The organism is Mesorhizobium sp. M0437 (assembly GCF_040321335.1).
Lineage (GTDB): Bacteria > Pseudomonadota > Alphaproteobacteria > Rhizobiales > Rhizobiaceae > Mesorhizobium.
This window is the reverse complement of the sequence record NZ_JAMYRK010000015.1, coordinates 18,476-33,250: the sequence shown is the minus strand read 5'-3', so window position 1 is coordinate 33,250 and position 14,775 is coordinate 18,476. Positions and strand designations below refer to the sequence as shown.

Here is a 14,775-nt window from a genome sequence, read left to right as displayed (position 1 = left end):
GCTAGCCTCCCTGCATGGGCGAGAGGATTTCAATCCGGTCGCCGTCGTTCAACTGGAATTCCGACCGGCTGGCTTTGTGCACGAGGTCGTTGTTGACGGCGGTCGCGAGCCAATCGCCCTCATAGTCAAGCGCGGCAAGCAGCCCGGCCAGCGTGGTGGCGGCAACCTCATGCGCTTCGCCGTTGACCATCAGTTTCATGAGCAAGCTCCTTGGTTCTGTCTTGACTGAAAACCAGGTCGGCAGCCCGGCGCGCCATGGCGGGAGCCAGGAGAAAACCGTGACGATAGAGCCCGTTGATCGCGATGATTTCACCGTTCGTTTCGACGCGCGGCAAATTGTCGGGAAAGGCTGGGCGGACGCCGACACCGGTTTCAACGATCTCGGCCTCGCCAAAGGCCGGGTGGAGGGCATAGGCGGTACCCAGAAGCTCCATCATGGAGCGCGCCGTGATTGGTCCGGCGGACTGGCTTTCAATCATCGTCGCACCAACCATGAAACGGTGATCGGTGCGGGGCACGGCATAAAGCGGAAAGCGCGGATGCAGCAAACGGACCGGCCGCGACAGCGAGACATCAGGCGTGCGAAGAATCAGCATTTCGCCGCGAACACCGCGCAGCCTGTCATCGGCCGCTGCCATTCCCATACAGTCTATCTGACGGGCGAAACCCGAAACAGGCCGGGCGTCGCAGCCGAAGTGGAATTTGACACCCATGGTCGCAAGCTTGTCATGAAGTGCCGCCATCGCCGGGCGTGGGTCGAGGTGAGCCTCGTCGGGGAAGAGCAATCCGCGGCGGAAGCGGCCGCCTAAGTCGGGCTCCAGCAAGGCAATTTCATCTTCCTCGACGCGCCGATAGCCCGTCGTGCGGCTGGCGAACCGGTCGAGCTCGCGCGCATCGCGCGGCGCGGCCAAGACCAGCGTTCCCCGTCGTGCTACCAAGCCGGGCGTTGCGGCGTCCCACCAGTCGGCGGCGTCGCGTCCGAGATCCAGCACCGGCTGCTCGGCGCTTTCACGCTCGCACCACGGCGCCAACATGCCACCGGCGAACCACGACGCATTGCCGCTAAGGGCAGGCCTTGTCTCGGCAACGGTAACCACCGCGCCGCGTGCGGCGAACTCGAAGGCGACGGTGAGGCCGGCAACGCCGGCCCCTTTGACCAAGACCTTCATGATGGCTCACGTGGCTGAGGTATGAGCGGCGCGCCGGTCACGTCCGCCGGCACGTAGAGATCGCCGCCCTCGCGGTATTTCGCCGCCATCGCCGCCATGCCCTCTTTCTGTGCCTCGGCGCGGATGTCGTGGGAAATTCGCATCGAGCAGAATTTCGGTCCGCACATCGAGCAGAAATGCGCCAGCTTGTGCGCCTCCTTGGGCAAGGTTTGATCGTGGAAGGACCGCGCTGTTTCGGGATCGAGCGACAGGTTGAACTGGTCCTCCCAGCGGAACTCGAATCTGGCCCGCGACAGCGCGTCGTCGCGGATCTTCGCCGCCGGGTGACCCTTCGCCAGGTCGGCGGCATGCGCCGCGATCTTGTAGGTGATCACGCCGGTCTTGACGTCGTTGCGATCGGGAAGGCCGAGATGTTCCTTGGGCGTGACGTAGCAGAGCATGGCGGTGCCGAACCAACCGATCATCGCCGCGCCGATGCCGGAGGTGATGTGGTCGTAGCCCGGCGCGATGTCGGTCGTCAGCGGGCCAAGCGTATAGAACGGCGCCTCGCCGCAAACGGCGAGTTGCTTGTCCATGTTCTGCTTGATCTTGTGCATCGGCACGTGGCCAGGCCCCTCGATCATCACCTGGCAATCCTTCGCCCAGGCGATCTTCGTCAGCTCGCCAAGCGTTTCCAGCTCGGCGAACTGCGCCGCATCGTTGGCATCGGCGATCGAGCCGGGACGAAGGCCGTCGCCGAGCGAGAAGGAGACGTCATAGGCGCCGCAGATGTCGCAGATCTCCGCGAAGTGCTCGTAGAGGAAGCTTTCCCGGTGATGGTGCAGGCACCATTTTGCCATGATCGAGCCGCCGCGCGAGACGATACCCGTGACCCGGTCAACGGTCAGTGGGATGTAATGCAGCCGCACGCCGGCATGGATGGTGAAATAGTCAACGCCCTGTTCGGCCTGTTCGATCAGCGTGTCGCGGTACACCTCCCAGGTCAGATCCTCGGCAATGCCGCCAACCTTCTCGAGCGCCTGGTAGAGCGGCACCGTGCCGATCGGCACCGGCGAGTTGCGGACGATCCAGTCGCGGATGTTGTGGATGTTGCGGCCGGTCGACAGGTCCATCACCGTATCGGCGCCCCAGCGGATCGCCCAGACCATCTTTTCGACCTCTTCGGCCATCGAGGAGGTGACAGCGGAGTTGCCGATATTGGCATTGATCTTGACCAGGAAATTGCGGCCGATGATCATCGGCTCGCTCTCTGGGTGGTTAATGTTGGCGGGAATGATTGCGCGTCCGCGCGCCACCTCATCACGCACGAATTCCGGCGTGACGAAGTCGGGGATCGCCGCGCCGAAGGCTTCGCCGTCGCGCTCGAGCTTGCCGCGCCGGATCTCGCGGCCAAGGTTCTCGCGGACGGCGACGAACTCCATTTCGGGTGTGATGATGCCGGCGCGTGCATAGGCAAGCTGCGTCACCCTCTTGCCTGCTTTGGCTCTGAGCGGTCGGTGGCGGATGGGAAATTCTGGCGTCAGGCGTTCGCCCGTCGCGAATCCGTTGTCCTCCGGCCGGACGTGGCGGCCGTCACAGTCCTCGACATCGCCGCGCGCCAAGATCCATTCGTGGCGAAGCCGGGCCAGGCCTTTTTGGATGCTGGTTTCGACAGCCGGATCGGTATAGGAGCCCGACGGGTCGTAGACGGTGACGGGCGGTTCGCCGGCTGTCGGATGGACGGAGATTTCGCGCATCGGCACCCTGATCTGCGGGTGGATGGCACCGGGCTTGTGGATCTTACGCGAAGCAGGCAGCGGTCCCGTTGAGACGGCTGGGGTGAGGGCATTCATCTTGAGGCTCCTTTGCTCATGCATTGGAGACCCAGTTCTGTGCCGGAAGGATGAAAAGACGCTTCTGTCGACCTGCCGAAACAGGACCTCGGGCGTGAACTCCCGCAGAGCGCTTGCACCGTCCCTACGCCAGTATGAACTGGATCAGGTTCAACGGGTCACTGCGCCGCGAAAGCCAGCAGTATCTCAGCCCCTTGCCGGGACTCCCCTGGTGAATGCCTCAAGTTGAACGGGCCGGCGTTGTCTTGTCAAGCGCATGTTCGTCCTGCGGCGGCGGTGGGCGGCAATCAAATTGGGCCCAAATTGGGCCGACGGCCTCGCCATGGGTCGCGGAGAAGTTCCGCGGGAGATAGGGCAGGTGTGGCCAAAGCTGCATTTGCCTCGTCAAACTTGATGTGACATTGACGTAGACGGAACTGCTGCGTTTCAAGGATCTTAAGCCGTCAACGCCTGATCGGAACAGAACTGGTGGGCCGCCCGAACGCCCCACAAACATCGTGCTCTCGATCACCTCTTATTGTCGCCGGAAAAGGGGTGATCGACCAATCGATCAAGTCGACCGCTCGCTGAAGGGCGCCCTCGGTTTCAGCACGGCTGGGCGAAGTGGCAATGACATGTCCAATCCAGTCTCGGAAATCCCCCTTCCTGACGATCGGTGTCTTGGGTTCAACATTCAATTTGACCTCGGCCACACCTGATATAGCAGCTGCCTGAGTGTCGCCACCAATCCAGTCGAGGGTGCCATCTTGATCAGGAAGCAGGAATCGCGCGGCCGCAGTATGCGAATGCTTTTTGCGCAGATCCCATTCCTCGCCAATGACAAGCTTGATGTGCTCGGTTACGAGGTCGACACCGTAAGCTAACTGGACCAGCTGAGGGTCGGGCGCGCCACTAAGACGCGGATTGATTTCAATGACAACTGGACCGCGTTTCGTGCACCGGAGTTCAATGTTAGTTGGCCCCCAGCCAAGGCCGAGAGCCCGCAAACAGCTCAGCGAAACATCGGCGATGCGCTCACGCTCCTGATCAGTCAGCAGGGCCGGATAGGTCACCTCACGAATGACGAAATGGGGGAGGGGACCAAAGTCATTGGCGCAAATCGCAACGACCTCATTCCCCATAACATTAATGCTATAGAACGGGCCCTGTGCGAATTCTTCGACGAGTATTTTCGGTGTAGACCGCCATATGTGCTTTCCGCCCAATAGATAAGTCGTATGTTCGGCTACGTCTTCGAGGCTGCGGCACAATCGGACACCGATGCTGCCGCTGCCTACTGCCGGCTTAAGAATCACGGGCAGGCCGATCTCTGCAGCCGAGCTTTCTACCTCCGCCGCATTCGTTGCCAACCGATAGGCCGGTATTGGAACGCCGGCCTGCGCGAGGAGTTGGCGTTGCTTGAATTTGTCGCAGCTTCGTTCAATCGATTCAGGGTTCGGTCCCGGTAGATCGAAATGCCGGCAAAGCTTGCCAACTGTCGCATAGATCGATTCATGGTCCCCGGCAAAGCCAGTAATGCCAGCAATGTCGTGGGTAGCACGCAGCCGCGAACATTCGCGGACCAACGCTTCGAGATTGCCAGTGTCGACACGGATTGCCTCAACGTTTTCCGCCGAAAGATAGTCGTACCGAGGTGGATCAGCCGTCAGAGTAATTGGATGAAGACCAAGACACTGAGCCGCTTGGACGTATAGCTGACCAGTACCCCTATGGCCTTCGACCAATATGAGCGCTCTTCTTCTTACCATTGCTGTTAATCCCGATGTTGCGTGCTGGCGGCGGTCCGAGGGTACCGGCGTCACTTTTATGGCCGTGCCGGACCTCAGACTCGCGGTGCCGTACCATTGTCAACGACTGACGGTTGTAAAAATCTTGTAAATTGATTTGAAGGATCTGTTGCAGCGTTGTTGATTAGGGCGGCGTCGGAGGCTTGCTCCGTTCAAACCAGGTTAGCTGGGGTTGGTGTGTGATCCCGTGGGCCTGGGCGTGACCTACCCCTCGGGTAGGGCACGCCAAGCCACATCAAACTCGCAGCACAAGAACATGCGCTCTGGTCATACCGGCTCATGGTGAGCCCTGAATCTGGAACCGGCCCGATGTGTAAGCAGCGAGTCGTCAAACGGCCCCATTCAATCATGGAGTCACATCATTTAAGATCGCGAAAGCTGTCATTGCGGGTTACGGAACTGCTTTCCGATGACATTCGAAGATGCGATCGGGCGTCAGAACCGGATCGCGGACCGCCGCTTCCACCTCGGCGAGCCCGGCTGATATAATCAGGTCTGAGGCTGCGCGCCCTGTCGTTCCCAGCATTTACATTAGGCAGCCTTGCCAAGATTGTCCCGCTGCAGAACCTGCCTGAGCGCATCGACGAACGTCCGAATATCTGTCGTACTATGGGCAGGCGTAACCGTCACCCTGAACCGCTCGGTTCCCACCGGAACACTCGGCGCCAGAATTGGCTGAACGTATATTCCATGCTGATCTAGAAGCTGGCGGGACGCTTCCTTGCAACGGAATGGATCACCAATAAGCACAGGAATGATGTGGCTTCGGGTCGGCATGACGGGGATGCCCGCCTCTTTCAGCAATCCGACTAAAAGTTTCGTTTTCCGGTGCAGATCAATTCGTTCTGAATCTGAATCGCGAAGATGGCGCAGCGCTTCCAGCGCACCAGCCGCTAGGGCTGGCGCAAGCGCCGTGGTGAAAATGAAACCTATCGAGAAGCTTCGTATGCTGTCAACAATGGAGGCAGGTCCGGTCACATAACCCCCCATCGAGCCGAACGCCTTACCTAGCGTTCCTTCGATGATGGTTGGACGATCCATGATGCCAAGTTCCGCGGCAATGCCGGCGCCTTTCGGACCGTACATTCCCGATGCATGAACTTCATCCAGAAACGTCATTGCGCCAAATTCGTCCGCCATGTCACAGATATCTTTGATCGGTGAAATGTCACCGTCCATTGAATATACCGATTCAAAAACAATGATCTTGGGTCTTGCAGGATTTACACTGCGCAGAAGCTCCCGCAAATGCGCAACGTCGTTATGCCGGAAGACGCGCTTTTCGGCCCGGCTGTTGCGGCATCCACTAATAATTGAAGCGTGGTTGTGCTCGTCAGAAAAAATAATTGTGTCCGGCATCAAAGATGCCAATGTACTCAATGATGAATCGTTTGAGCTGAAGCCGGAAACAAAAATCAATCCTGCTTCCTTATTGTGGAAACCTGCAAGCTCCCGCTCGAGCAACACGTGATAATGGTTGGTGCCACCAATGTTGCGGGATCCTCCCGATCCTGCGCCGTTGGCATCGATGGCGCGCTTCATTGCCGATAGCACTTTGGGGTGCTGCCCCATACCGAGATAATCATTAGTGCACCAAATGGTTATCTCTTTTCGGCCGTCGGGCCTATTGAGCCAGGCCTTTGGGAAGTTGCCAGACTGACGCTCCAGATCGGCAAATTCACGATACCCGCCACGGCCTTTGAGTTGCTCGATTCTTCCGGCGAAATACTGCACATAATCCAAATCAATCTCCTGTTGGGAAGCCGTTCTTCGGCGCGCTCAGTGCTGCTTCACAGCGCACCTGCGCCGGCCCATCGCGTCGCATCCCTCGACAAGCACCAGCAAGATTGGATTTCGACTACGCGCTTGATCTTGCGGGGGTTTCGGGCGCTCCAGCTAATTCGGGTAACGCGCCCCAAAGTGCAAGTGAAGAGAATGTTAAATCCATTTGTTACTGAAATGTCTGAATTGCATAGTGTCGCAAGGGATTTCATAATTCTGGCCAGTCGTCGTTCGATTCCTGTCGCGGCCTTGTCAGAGCTGCGCTCGGCGGGCTTTCGGGCCCAAGAGCCGCAATGCGCGAGGGCCGCGTCTTGTCGCGCAACAGCCCTTGAAGCCCTTCGGCGGCGAAACGCTCTGCCAACGCCATACGCAGCTTTTGGACTTGCTGGCCTGCCGGATCATCTCGACGGTGCCGACGTCATCGTCGGTCCAGCCGGTTCGGAGTCGCCTCAGAATCGGAATTTTCTGCCCATCAGACTGGAAATTGACATGTAAGCTTCCCGGCTCCTTCAGATGTCATCATCTCTCGCACACCATCTCATGCCACGCAGATGAGATCGCGCCTTCTTCTTTGGTCACATTCCATTATCAGGATCGGAAAAGAAGGGGTTCCTTGTTTTTTATATGGCTGAAACAATAATTTCACAAATAATTATGAAAACGGACATGTTTGCTGCAGACAATTAACGTACACGTACTTGTCTGCTGCTGAATAACAAAATATAGACAGCGATTATAACTTATAAAACGCGTCAATCGGACATTTCCGTACATCTGCAGCAGAGGCGAGGGGAGTCCCATGGGCCCTATGAAGATGCAGCCTGAGGAGATGGGCAGCCTGTCCGCGCGGATTTACAGCAAGGTGCGGGATGGCTTGATCATCGGCAATTTCGCGCCGGGCGACCGTCTCCTTATGCAGGATCTTGCCGGGCAGCTCGGAACCAGCATTACGCCGGTGCGCGAAGCCTGTCTGCGGCTCGTCAGCGAGCAGGCGCTCGAGTTGCGCTCCGGCAGGTTCGCCGCGGTGCCAGACCTCAGCCGCGCCCGCTACATTCAGATCAAGCTGATCCGCGTGGCACTTGAAGGGCTTGCGGCAGAACACGCTGCCGACCATTTTGCCCCCCCCGATCTCGAACAGCTTGAGACCTTCCGCGCCTCATTTGTAGAGAGCAATAAGGCCGGTAATATCAAGGAAGCGCGATCCTCCAATCGCGCTTTCCACTTCGGCGTCTACCGCCTGTCGCGTATGCCGATGCTGATCGGACAGATCGAAAGCATGTGGGCCTCGATGGGTCCAATCCTTAACGTTTACGATCGGGAAATTCCGCGCGGGTACACCGGCGCGGAAGAACATGACCATCTCATCGAGGCCTTGAGGGCTGGCGACAGGAAGAGGGCCCGCGAGGCGATCGAGAACGACATCCAGCGAGGCTCACATGGTTTTCTGCGCTATTTCGACGAGCGCGGCTCCGGCTGAGCTGAATTGCCCTAAGCACCATCGATTTGCGCGACGCGCGGTGTGCGCAGGCCGGCTGTTTCCCCGCCGTCTACAGTCACCACCGTGCCGTTGACATAGCTCGATTGACTCGAAAGTAACCAAGCGACGACATCAGCGATCTCTTCAGGGGCACCGAAGCGGTTGGCAGGGATCCGCAGTTCGAGCTGCTTCTTGCGCAGTGCATCGCTTATGATGTTGCCCATCATGCGTGTTTCGATCTGGCCGGGGCAGACAGCGTTGAAGCGGATCTCCTCGCCGAACTCCAGCGCGAGTGCCTGCGTCAGCCCGATGACCGCGGCCTTCGAGGCGCAGTAGGCAGCGAGCCCTTCTTCGCCCGTCTTTCCGGCGATGCTGGCCATGTTGACAACTGAACCCCTCCCATGCCGCAAGCCGTCCAGCGCATGACGGATGAAGAAAAAGACGCTGCGTGCATTAACCGCAAGGACCTCATCCCAATCGTCCTGGGTGGCGGTGGCGAAGGCAATGCGCTTCGACATGCCGGCATTGTTCACGAGCCCCGCGAGCCGGCCGTTGCCAAGTTCAAGCGCACGGTCGACGACACGGCGGCAATCGTCTTCACGGATGATGTCACCGGCAACGAACGTGACACCGTGATTGGCGCGTTCGAGCGCCGCGCCCGCTTCTGCATCTCGGCCGGTCGCCACCACTCTGGAACCGGCAGACGCAAGTTTCTCCACGCAGGCCCGCCCAATCCCGTGCGTGGCGCCTGTTACGATGATCATTCCAATTCACTCCATTACGCATTTGGCAACCGCACAGTTTGTGGGGCTCGCTTTTGGGCCAATCCCCGCCCCATCAAATCATGACGAACAACGTTGTCGTCTCCTAGGATCAGTGGATCAAGTTGTGACGCAGGTTAAAGCCGGTGGACTGGCCCAAGCGCCGGGCCGTCGGTCCAACGGCTAGATTGGCGACACTGCGCATGTGGCCATGTCTTTCCTCGCGTGATGGGGTGTTCCCTAGAAGCGGAGCGATATGCGGGTGTGACGACCGATAAGGCGGACCGGCTATTCCGATGGGGACATCCATACTGTCGCATGACCGACTCGTCATCCCCGCAAGGCCAGTAATGCCAGAAGTGCTGCACAACGCCAAGAACGCACACCCCCAATCAGTGTTTCGACTGTTCGCGGCACACGGGATCGGCCTCTCAGCTGACAAAACCATGTCGCAATGGCTGGACGTGCATCGCGATTTGCGAGCCTGGTGACGCGGGACCTTGCGCCGGCACGCTATCAAGGGAACCGGCCGCGACGGCTTGCCGGCGGAGGCTGTGCTGCCCTGCCCCTGCTCAAGCAGCACCACCCACTAAGCATCGGGAACCCGCGTTCCATTTAGAAGCCTCCACGTTGCGGGCCTTTGCCCGGCTGCCGGGAGAATGAAGTCGCAAGACAACACCCGCAATCCGGGCGCCGACCTCTAGGAAGAACTCAGGCTGGCAAGCGCCAGACGAGAGAAGTTGGAAAGCGGCACGGTCGTGCGCGGGGAACCGTCATTTCAACAATCATCCGACCGCAGCGTGTTATGGCACGCTGCCGTGCGGTTCAGCGCGGCTGTTGCAGCACGCGAATGCACTGGGCACATCTCCTCCCTAAAGACCCTATGACGATTTGGTCGATAGCGAAGTGCGGCTGCTGACCAATGGCTCTGTATTCGAAGGCCACGCTGATCGCTTTGACTTATTCGCCGGCGCTTGATGTCAGGCAACTCGATCGACAAGCCGCATACCGGTCGGTCGCGAGGAAGCCCACATCGCCGAGGCCAGTTGCATGGCTGCTGTCTCCGACCTCGTCTTTCGTCAAATGGATTGTGATCCCGGTCGAGGCAGCGAAACCGCGATTGAAGACACCTTCCCGGCTGAGCACCGGCTAATGAAAACCCTATTGACTTATAACTTATAAGTAGTACAGTAGCACTGTGAAAATGAACAACGGCGCGGATGGCCCTGAAGGCGAACTCGCCTAGACGGTACTACGATCCGCCAGCAAGCCTCTGCTCCCAAGGCAGACCGCGGAGCCGGCGAAATCGCCGGCTCCGGACCCGGGAACACACGAAAATGGGGAATCACATGACCAAGAATCACGCTTTCCGATCCATCCTCGCGGCGGCTTTCGTCACCGGCGTGGCCGTCCTGCCCAACGCCGCGCAGGCCAAGGATTGGTGGCCCTTCAAGATCAACGCGGCCAGAGGCGGCGATCTGAAAAAAGTCGAGGCACTCGACTATGTGCCGCTGGAAAAGGCCGAGAAGCCCTGGAACCTGTGCGTCTTGTTTCCGCACCTCAAGGACAGCTACTGGGTCTCGGTGGACTACGGTATTGTTGAGGAAGCAAAGCGCCTGGGTGTCAAAGTGACGGTCCTGCAGGCTGGCGGCTATGACGCGCTGCCCAAGCAGCTGTCGCAATACGACGATTGCGTCGCATCCGGTGCCCAGGGTATCCTCGTCGCCGCCATCTCGGAAGCCGGTCTGGCGGCCAAGCTGAAGGAGGGCGACGCCACAGGCCTTGTCCAGATCGCCGTCGCCAATCCCATTCTGGAAACTCCGATCACCGCGCGCATCACTCCCGATACCTACCAGAAGGGTTTTCAGGAGGGTGAGTACCTCAAGAAGTACCTCGGCGACAAAAAGACGACCGCGATCGGCCTGCCAGGTCCGCAGGGATCGGGTTGGGCGGAGAGCTATATGGCGGGCTTTCGCGACAGCATCAAAACCGGCAACATCAAGCTCGCGGCCGAGCTCTATGGTGAGCCCGGCGTTCCGCAAAGCCTGCGCCTCGTCGAGGACGCCCTGCAGACCTATCCCGATCTCAATGTCATCTGGGGCGGGGCTGCTGCGGCGGAAGCGGCCGTCAGCGCCGTCGCCGACGCTGGCCGCGACGATGTCGTGATCATGTCGTCTTACGAGAACCAGACGATGCTGAAGCTGGTCAAGGAAGGCAAGGTGCTTGGCTTTGCCGCCGAGTATCCGGTGATGATGGGCCGCATCAGCGTCGACCTCGCGGTGCGCGCCTTGGAAAAGAAGGACTATGAGAAGGTTCTGCTGGTCGCGCCGGGTATCGTGACCAAGGACAACGTCGACAAAATCGACCCGACGCAGATTTTCGCGCCCGATGGGTGGAAGCCTGAATTTTCGGTACAATAGTCGCATCTTCGATGGGCGGTAGACCTCGGCCTTGGCCTGCCGCCCTTTTAGCTTCGAGTTCGGTGGTGTCAGCGATGCTTGAACTTACGGGTATGACGAAGCGTTTCGGGGGTGTGGTGGCGCTTGACGGCGTTGATTTCACACTGCTGAGCGGTGAGGTCCACGCCCTTCTCGGCGAAAACGGCGCCGGCAAGTCGACGCTCATCAATCTGATAGCGGGAACCTATGGCTGGACCGAAGGCTCGTGCCGTATCGACGGCCAAACCGTTTCCGCGCTGACCCCGCAGAAATCCCGCGATGCGGGCGTCGCGGCTGTGTTCCAGGAATTCAGTCTCGTCCCCGACCTCACGGTCGAGGAGAACCTGTTTCTTGGACGCGAGATCAAAGGAAGGCTTTTCCTGAATCGGCGCGCGATGCGTGCCCGCGCGGAAGAACGCTTCCGCGACATTGGCTTCCACGTCGAGCTGGACAGCAAGATCGAAACGCTGACCCGGGCGCAAAAGCAGATGGTCGAGATTGCCAAAGGCATGCTTTCGGATGCCAAGATACTCATCCTCGACGAACCGACCGCGTCGCTTACCGACGGTGAAGCGGAAAAATTGTTCGCCGCCATCGCGGGCCTCAAGGCACGGGGTGTCGGGATCATCTATGTGTCGCACCGTATGGCCGAGATCCGTCGGCTCGCGGACCGTGTCACGGTCTTGCGAGGAGGGCGCAAGATCGACACCGTGGCCATCGCCGCGGCATCGGACGCGACGCTGATCGAGATGATGGTCGGCCAGCCGGTCGAACGACTTTATCCGTCAATCAGCCAGCGCCCCGCCGAAATAGTGCTGGCGACCAGGGGGATCAGTGTCTCCGGCACCCTATCCGATGCCTCCATCGTGGTCAGAGCTGGCGAAATCGTCGGCCTGGCGGGCCTGGTTGGCTGCGGTCGTAGCGAACTTTGCCGAGCCGTATTCGGCCTGGAGCGTGTGACGTCCGGTGAGATCGAACTCCATGGCGAGGTGGTCAGAGCGCCAGTGCCGCACAGCATGTTGCGTGCTGGACTTTGTTACTACCCGGCCGATCGCGGCGCCGAGGGACTGGCGCTTGGCCGGCCAGGCCGCGAGAATGTGACCATGGCGGCGCTCGACGACCCGAGACTGTCCCAGGCCGGACTGCTCAAGTCGTGGCGCGAGCGCCGGGCGATAGCCGCGCCGTTGAAGACCCTGGGTCTGCGACCGATGGCGCCCGAACGCGCGGCGTCGTCCTTTTCGGGAGGAAACCAGCAGAAACTCGTGCTGGCGCGCGGTCTGATGCGCCCGGTCTCGGTCCATATCTTCGATGAACCGACGGTTGGCATCGACGTCGGCGCCAAAAGCGAGGTCTACCGGCTTATGAAGACCCTGGTCGAGAACGGCGCGGCCATTCTGCTGTCATCGTCCGAACTGCCAGAACTCGTTCACCTGGCGAACCGCGTCTACGTCATGCGCGAAGCGCGCATTGTCGCCGAACTCAAAGACGACGGCATCACCGAGGCCGCGGTGCTGCGTCACTATTTCGACGCCGAAACCGGCGCCACGGAGGCGGCATGAGCCCTGACACGCTGCGGCGCCGTTTTCTGGAAACCGGCGGGATCGTCATCCTGCTTCTGGTCGCGGTCGCGGCCGTGGCCGCGATCGTCGAACCGCGTTTTCTGAACCGCCTGAACATCCTCAACGTCCTGCGCAATTTTTCCTTCTTGGCGATTCCGGCGATCGGCCAGATGATCGTCATGACCACCGGTGGCTTTGATCTGTCGGTCGGCGCCACCATGGCCTTGGCGTCCGTGGTCACGGCCGCGGCGATGGCCGCGATGCCCGACGCAAATGGGGTCCAACTGCTGGTCCCAGTGGCGCTGGCCTTGACCAGCGGCGCTTGTGTTGGCCTGGTAAACGGCACGCTGGTGGCGCGGCTTTCCCTCTCACCCTTCATGGTGACATTGGCATCGTTGTCGATCGTCGCAGGAATTACGCTCTATTACACGCAGGGCATCCCGATCTATGGCGTTTCCGACGCTTTCGTCGATGCCATCGGGCGAGGCCAGGTGCTTGGCCTGCCGCCGGTCTTGCTGCTGGCGATCGCGGTGATCGCCATCGCCATCATTCTGCAGCGTCGGACCGCGCTCGGGCGCCACTTCTACGCCGTCGGCGGCAACGTCGGCGCCGCCCGGCTGTCGGGCGTGCGGACTCACCGCGTGTTGATTACCGCCTATGTGGTCTCCGGTCTCCTGGCCGCGCTCACCGGCGTCCTGATCACCGCTCGCATCGGTTCTGGCCAGTCGACGATCGGCGGCACGCTGGGACTGGAGACGATCGCAGCGGCGGTGATCGGCGGCGTTTCATTGCGCGGCGGCTCAGGCCGCGCCGAGAACGTCGCCATGGCGGCGCTGTGCCTCTCAATCATCGCCAATGCGATGAACCTCACGCAGATCGACAGCAAATTCCAGACGCTGGTTCTCGGTTCGGTGCTCATCGGCGCACTGGCTTTCGACCGAATTGTTCAGGGGAGGCGGGCCAATGTCTGATCGTCCAGACATGGCGGCTCCGGTTGTTCTTGACCGCGCTCGCCCGGACATCCGCCAGTTCGCGGCGCAGGCCAAGCTGCCGGGGCTTGTATTCCTGGCCCTGCTGGTTCTCGGTCTGCTCGACCCGCGTATTGTTTCAAGCGGCAATCTCTGGAACATCGCGATCCAGACCAGTTATCTCGCACTGTTTGCCATGGCGCAGACCATGGTGCTGCTGACGCGCGGCTTCGACCTTTCGCTTGGTTTTACCGTCTCGCTCGTCAGCGTCATATCGGCGATGGTGATGACCGGAAGCGGCGATATGCCGATCCTGTGGGGAATCGTCGCCGGCCTTGGCGTCGGGCTGCTTATCGGCGGGCTGAACGGCTTCCTCATCGCCGGTGTCGGCATCAATCCACTCGTGACGACGCTTGGCATGGCCAACATTGTCATGGCACTGGCGTCAACCGTCAGCGGCGGCTTTCCCGTGCCGGGCATTCCCGAGGCCTTCACGGACGCCTTGGCGGAGGGACGGCTGATCGGCATTCCGGTGCCCATCCTGTTCGCCGCGCTGTGTTTCGCACTGCTGTTCCTGGTCCTGCGCTTCACCGTGTTCGGCCGCGGCCTGTATCTCATCGGCGCCAATCCTCGCGCGGCGAAGGCGGCGGGCGTTCGAACCGGACGTGTCGTTGCGATCGACTACGTGGTCTGCTCGCTGCTGGCCGCGATTGGCGCCATGCTGCTCACCGCGCGCACCGGATCGGGCGAGCCCAATCTCGGCGGCAACCTGACCCTGGAATCGATAGCGGCGGCGGTGGTTGGTGGCGTGCGGCTGACCGGCGGCGAGGGAGGCGTCACCGCGGCTCTGCTGGGTGCCCTGTTCATCACGGTCATTTCCAACGCCATGAACCTCATGCAGGTCGACGGGTATCTCCAGCAGGTTTTGTTGGGCCTCATCATTCTGGCCAGCCTGATACTGGGCCGCGATCACAAGAAACGCTAACAGCTTCGGACCTATAA

At 60.3% G+C, this 14,775-nt stretch carries 11 protein-coding genes, 2 pseudogenes and 1 riboswitch; of the genes and pseudogenes, 6 read left to right on the top strand and 7 right to left on the bottom strand.

Features of this window, described 5'->3' with window-relative positions; all coding sequences use genetic code 11:
* Window position 1: 1 nt before the first annotated feature.
* The 6 genes and pseudogenes from thiS to NKI72_RS12140 all read right to left on the bottom strand — a co-directional run.
* Window positions 2–199: a sulfur carrier protein ThiS gene (gene thiS / locus NKI72_RS12165; protein ID WP_352693067.1), complete on the bottom strand. Its 198-nt coding sequence runs from the start codon at window positions 197–199 to the stop codon at window positions 2–4.
* Window positions 168–1,169, bottom strand: a complete 1,002-nt coding sequence (gene thiO, locus NKI72_RS12160) for a glycine oxidase ThiO (protein WP_352850187.1) — start codon at window positions 1,167–1,169, stop codon at window positions 168–170. The genes thiS and thiO overlap by 32 nt, the downstream gene beginning before the upstream one ends.
* On the bottom strand, window positions 1,166–3,001 hold the full coding sequence (gene thiC, locus NKI72_RS12155) for a phosphomethylpyrimidine synthase ThiC (protein WP_352850186.1): 1,836 nt from the start codon (window positions 2,999–3,001) through the stop codon (window positions 1,166–1,168). The genes thiO and thiC overlap by 4 nt, the downstream gene beginning before the upstream one ends.
* Before the next feature lie 103 nt (window positions 3,002–3,104).
* Window positions 3,105–3,221: riboswitch (TPP riboswitch) on the bottom strand.
* 223 nt (window positions 3,222–3,444) lie between these two features.
* Window positions 3,445–4,749: an ATP-grasp domain-containing protein gene (locus NKI72_RS12150; RefSeq protein ID WP_352693060.1), complete on the bottom strand. Its 1,305-nt coding sequence runs from the start codon at window positions 4,747–4,749 to the stop codon at window positions 3,445–3,447.
* Between the two features lie 570 nt (window positions 4,750–5,319).
* Window positions 5,320–6,531, bottom strand: coding sequence for a 5-aminolevulinate synthase (gene hemA / locus NKI72_RS12145; RefSeq protein WP_352719579.1), 1,212 nt, complete (start codon window positions 6,529–6,531; stop codon window positions 5,320–5,322).
* A 313-nt stretch (window positions 6,532–6,844) separates the two neighbouring features.
* A pseudogene (locus NKI72_RS12140) lies at window positions 6,845–6,993 on the bottom strand (IS630 family transposase); the annotation flags it as partial.
* Between the two features lie 376 nt (window positions 6,994–7,369).
* Here NKI72_RS12140 and NKI72_RS12135 point away from each other — a divergent pair.
* Window positions 7,370–8,047, top strand: a complete 678-nt coding sequence (locus tag NKI72_RS12135) for a GntR family transcriptional regulator (protein WP_352693056.1) — start codon at window positions 7,370–7,372, stop codon at window positions 8,045–8,047.
* 11 nt (window positions 8,048–8,058) lie between these two features.
* Here NKI72_RS12135 and NKI72_RS12130 read toward each other — a convergent pair whose 3' ends face one another.
* Complete coding sequence (locus NKI72_RS12130; RefSeq protein ID WP_352693054.1) at window positions 8,059–8,811, bottom strand: SDR family NAD(P)-dependent oxidoreductase; 753 nt, start codon at window positions 8,809–8,811, stop codon at window positions 8,059–8,061.
* A 367-nt stretch (window positions 8,812–9,178) separates the two neighbouring features.
* Here NKI72_RS12130 and NKI72_RS12125 point away from each other — a divergent pair.
* The 5 genes and pseudogenes from NKI72_RS12125 to NKI72_RS12105 all read left to right on the top strand — a co-directional run.
* Window positions 9,179–9,681 (top strand): annotated as a pseudogene (locus NKI72_RS12125) (ISNCY family transposase); the annotation flags it as partial.
* 476 nt (window positions 9,682–10,157) lie between these two features.
* A complete protein-coding gene (torT, locus tag NKI72_RS12120) occupies window positions 10,158–11,228 on the top strand; it encodes a TMAO reductase system periplasmic protein TorT (protein ID WP_352719583.1) in 1,071 nt (356 codons plus the stop codon).
* Window positions 11,229–11,302: 74 nt separating this feature from the next.
* Window positions 11,303–12,805 carry a sugar ABC transporter ATP-binding protein gene (locus NKI72_RS12115; RefSeq protein ID WP_352693050.1) on the top strand — a complete coding sequence of 501 codons (1,503 nt, stop codon included), beginning with the start codon at window positions 11,303–11,305 and terminating at the stop codon, window positions 12,803–12,805.
* Window positions 12,802–13,776: an ABC transporter permease gene (locus tag NKI72_RS12110; RefSeq protein WP_352693048.1), complete on the top strand. Its 975-nt coding sequence runs from the start codon at window positions 12,802–12,804 to the stop codon at window positions 13,774–13,776. The genes NKI72_RS12115 and NKI72_RS12110 overlap by 4 nt, the downstream gene beginning before the upstream one ends.
* Entirely contained in the window at window positions 13,769–14,758 is a 990-nt protein-coding gene (locus NKI72_RS12105) for an ABC transporter permease (RefSeq protein WP_352693046.1), read from the top strand. The genes NKI72_RS12110 and NKI72_RS12105 overlap by 8 nt, the downstream gene beginning before the upstream one ends.
* The last annotated feature ends 17 nt before the right edge of the window (window positions 14,759–14,775 follow it).

Bases quoted from the DNA above. Each gene is read 5' to 3' on its own strand.
- thiS (WP_352693067.1), bottom strand. From the start codon at position 199: ATGAAACTGATGGTCAACGGCGAAGCGCATGAGGTTGCCGCCACCACG.
- thiO (WP_352850187.1), bottom strand. From the start codon at position 1,169: ATGAAGGTCTTGGTCAAAGGGGCCGGCGTTGCCGGCCTCACCGTCGCC.
- thiC (WP_352850186.1), bottom strand. From the start codon at position 3,001: ATGAATGCCCTCACCCCAGCCGTCTCAACGGGACCGCTGCCTGCTTCG.
- NKI72_RS12150 (WP_352693060.1), bottom strand. From the start codon at position 4,749: ATGGTAAGAAGAAGAGCGCTCATATTGGTCGAAGGCCATAGGGGTACT.
- NKI72_RS12135 (WP_352693056.1), top strand. From the start codon at position 7,370: ATGGGCCCTATGAAGATGCAGCCTGAGGAGATGGGCAGCCTGTCCGCG.
- NKI72_RS12130 (WP_352693054.1), bottom strand. From the start codon at position 8,811: ATGATCATCGTAACAGGCGCCACGCACGGGATTGGGCGGGCCTGCGTG.
- torT (WP_352719583.1), top strand. From the start codon at position 10,158: ATGACCAAGAATCACGCTTTCCGATCCATCCTCGCGGCGGCTTTCGTC.
- NKI72_RS12115 (WP_352693050.1), top strand. From the start codon at position 11,303: ATGCTTGAACTTACGGGTATGACGAAGCGTTTCGGGGGTGTGGTGGCG.
- NKI72_RS12110 (WP_352693048.1), top strand. From the start codon at position 12,802: ATGAGCCCTGACACGCTGCGGCGCCGTTTTCTGGAAACCGGCGGGATC.
- NKI72_RS12105 (WP_352693046.1), top strand. From the start codon at position 13,769: ATGTCTGATCGTCCAGACATGGCGGCTCCGGTTGTTCTTGACCGCGCT.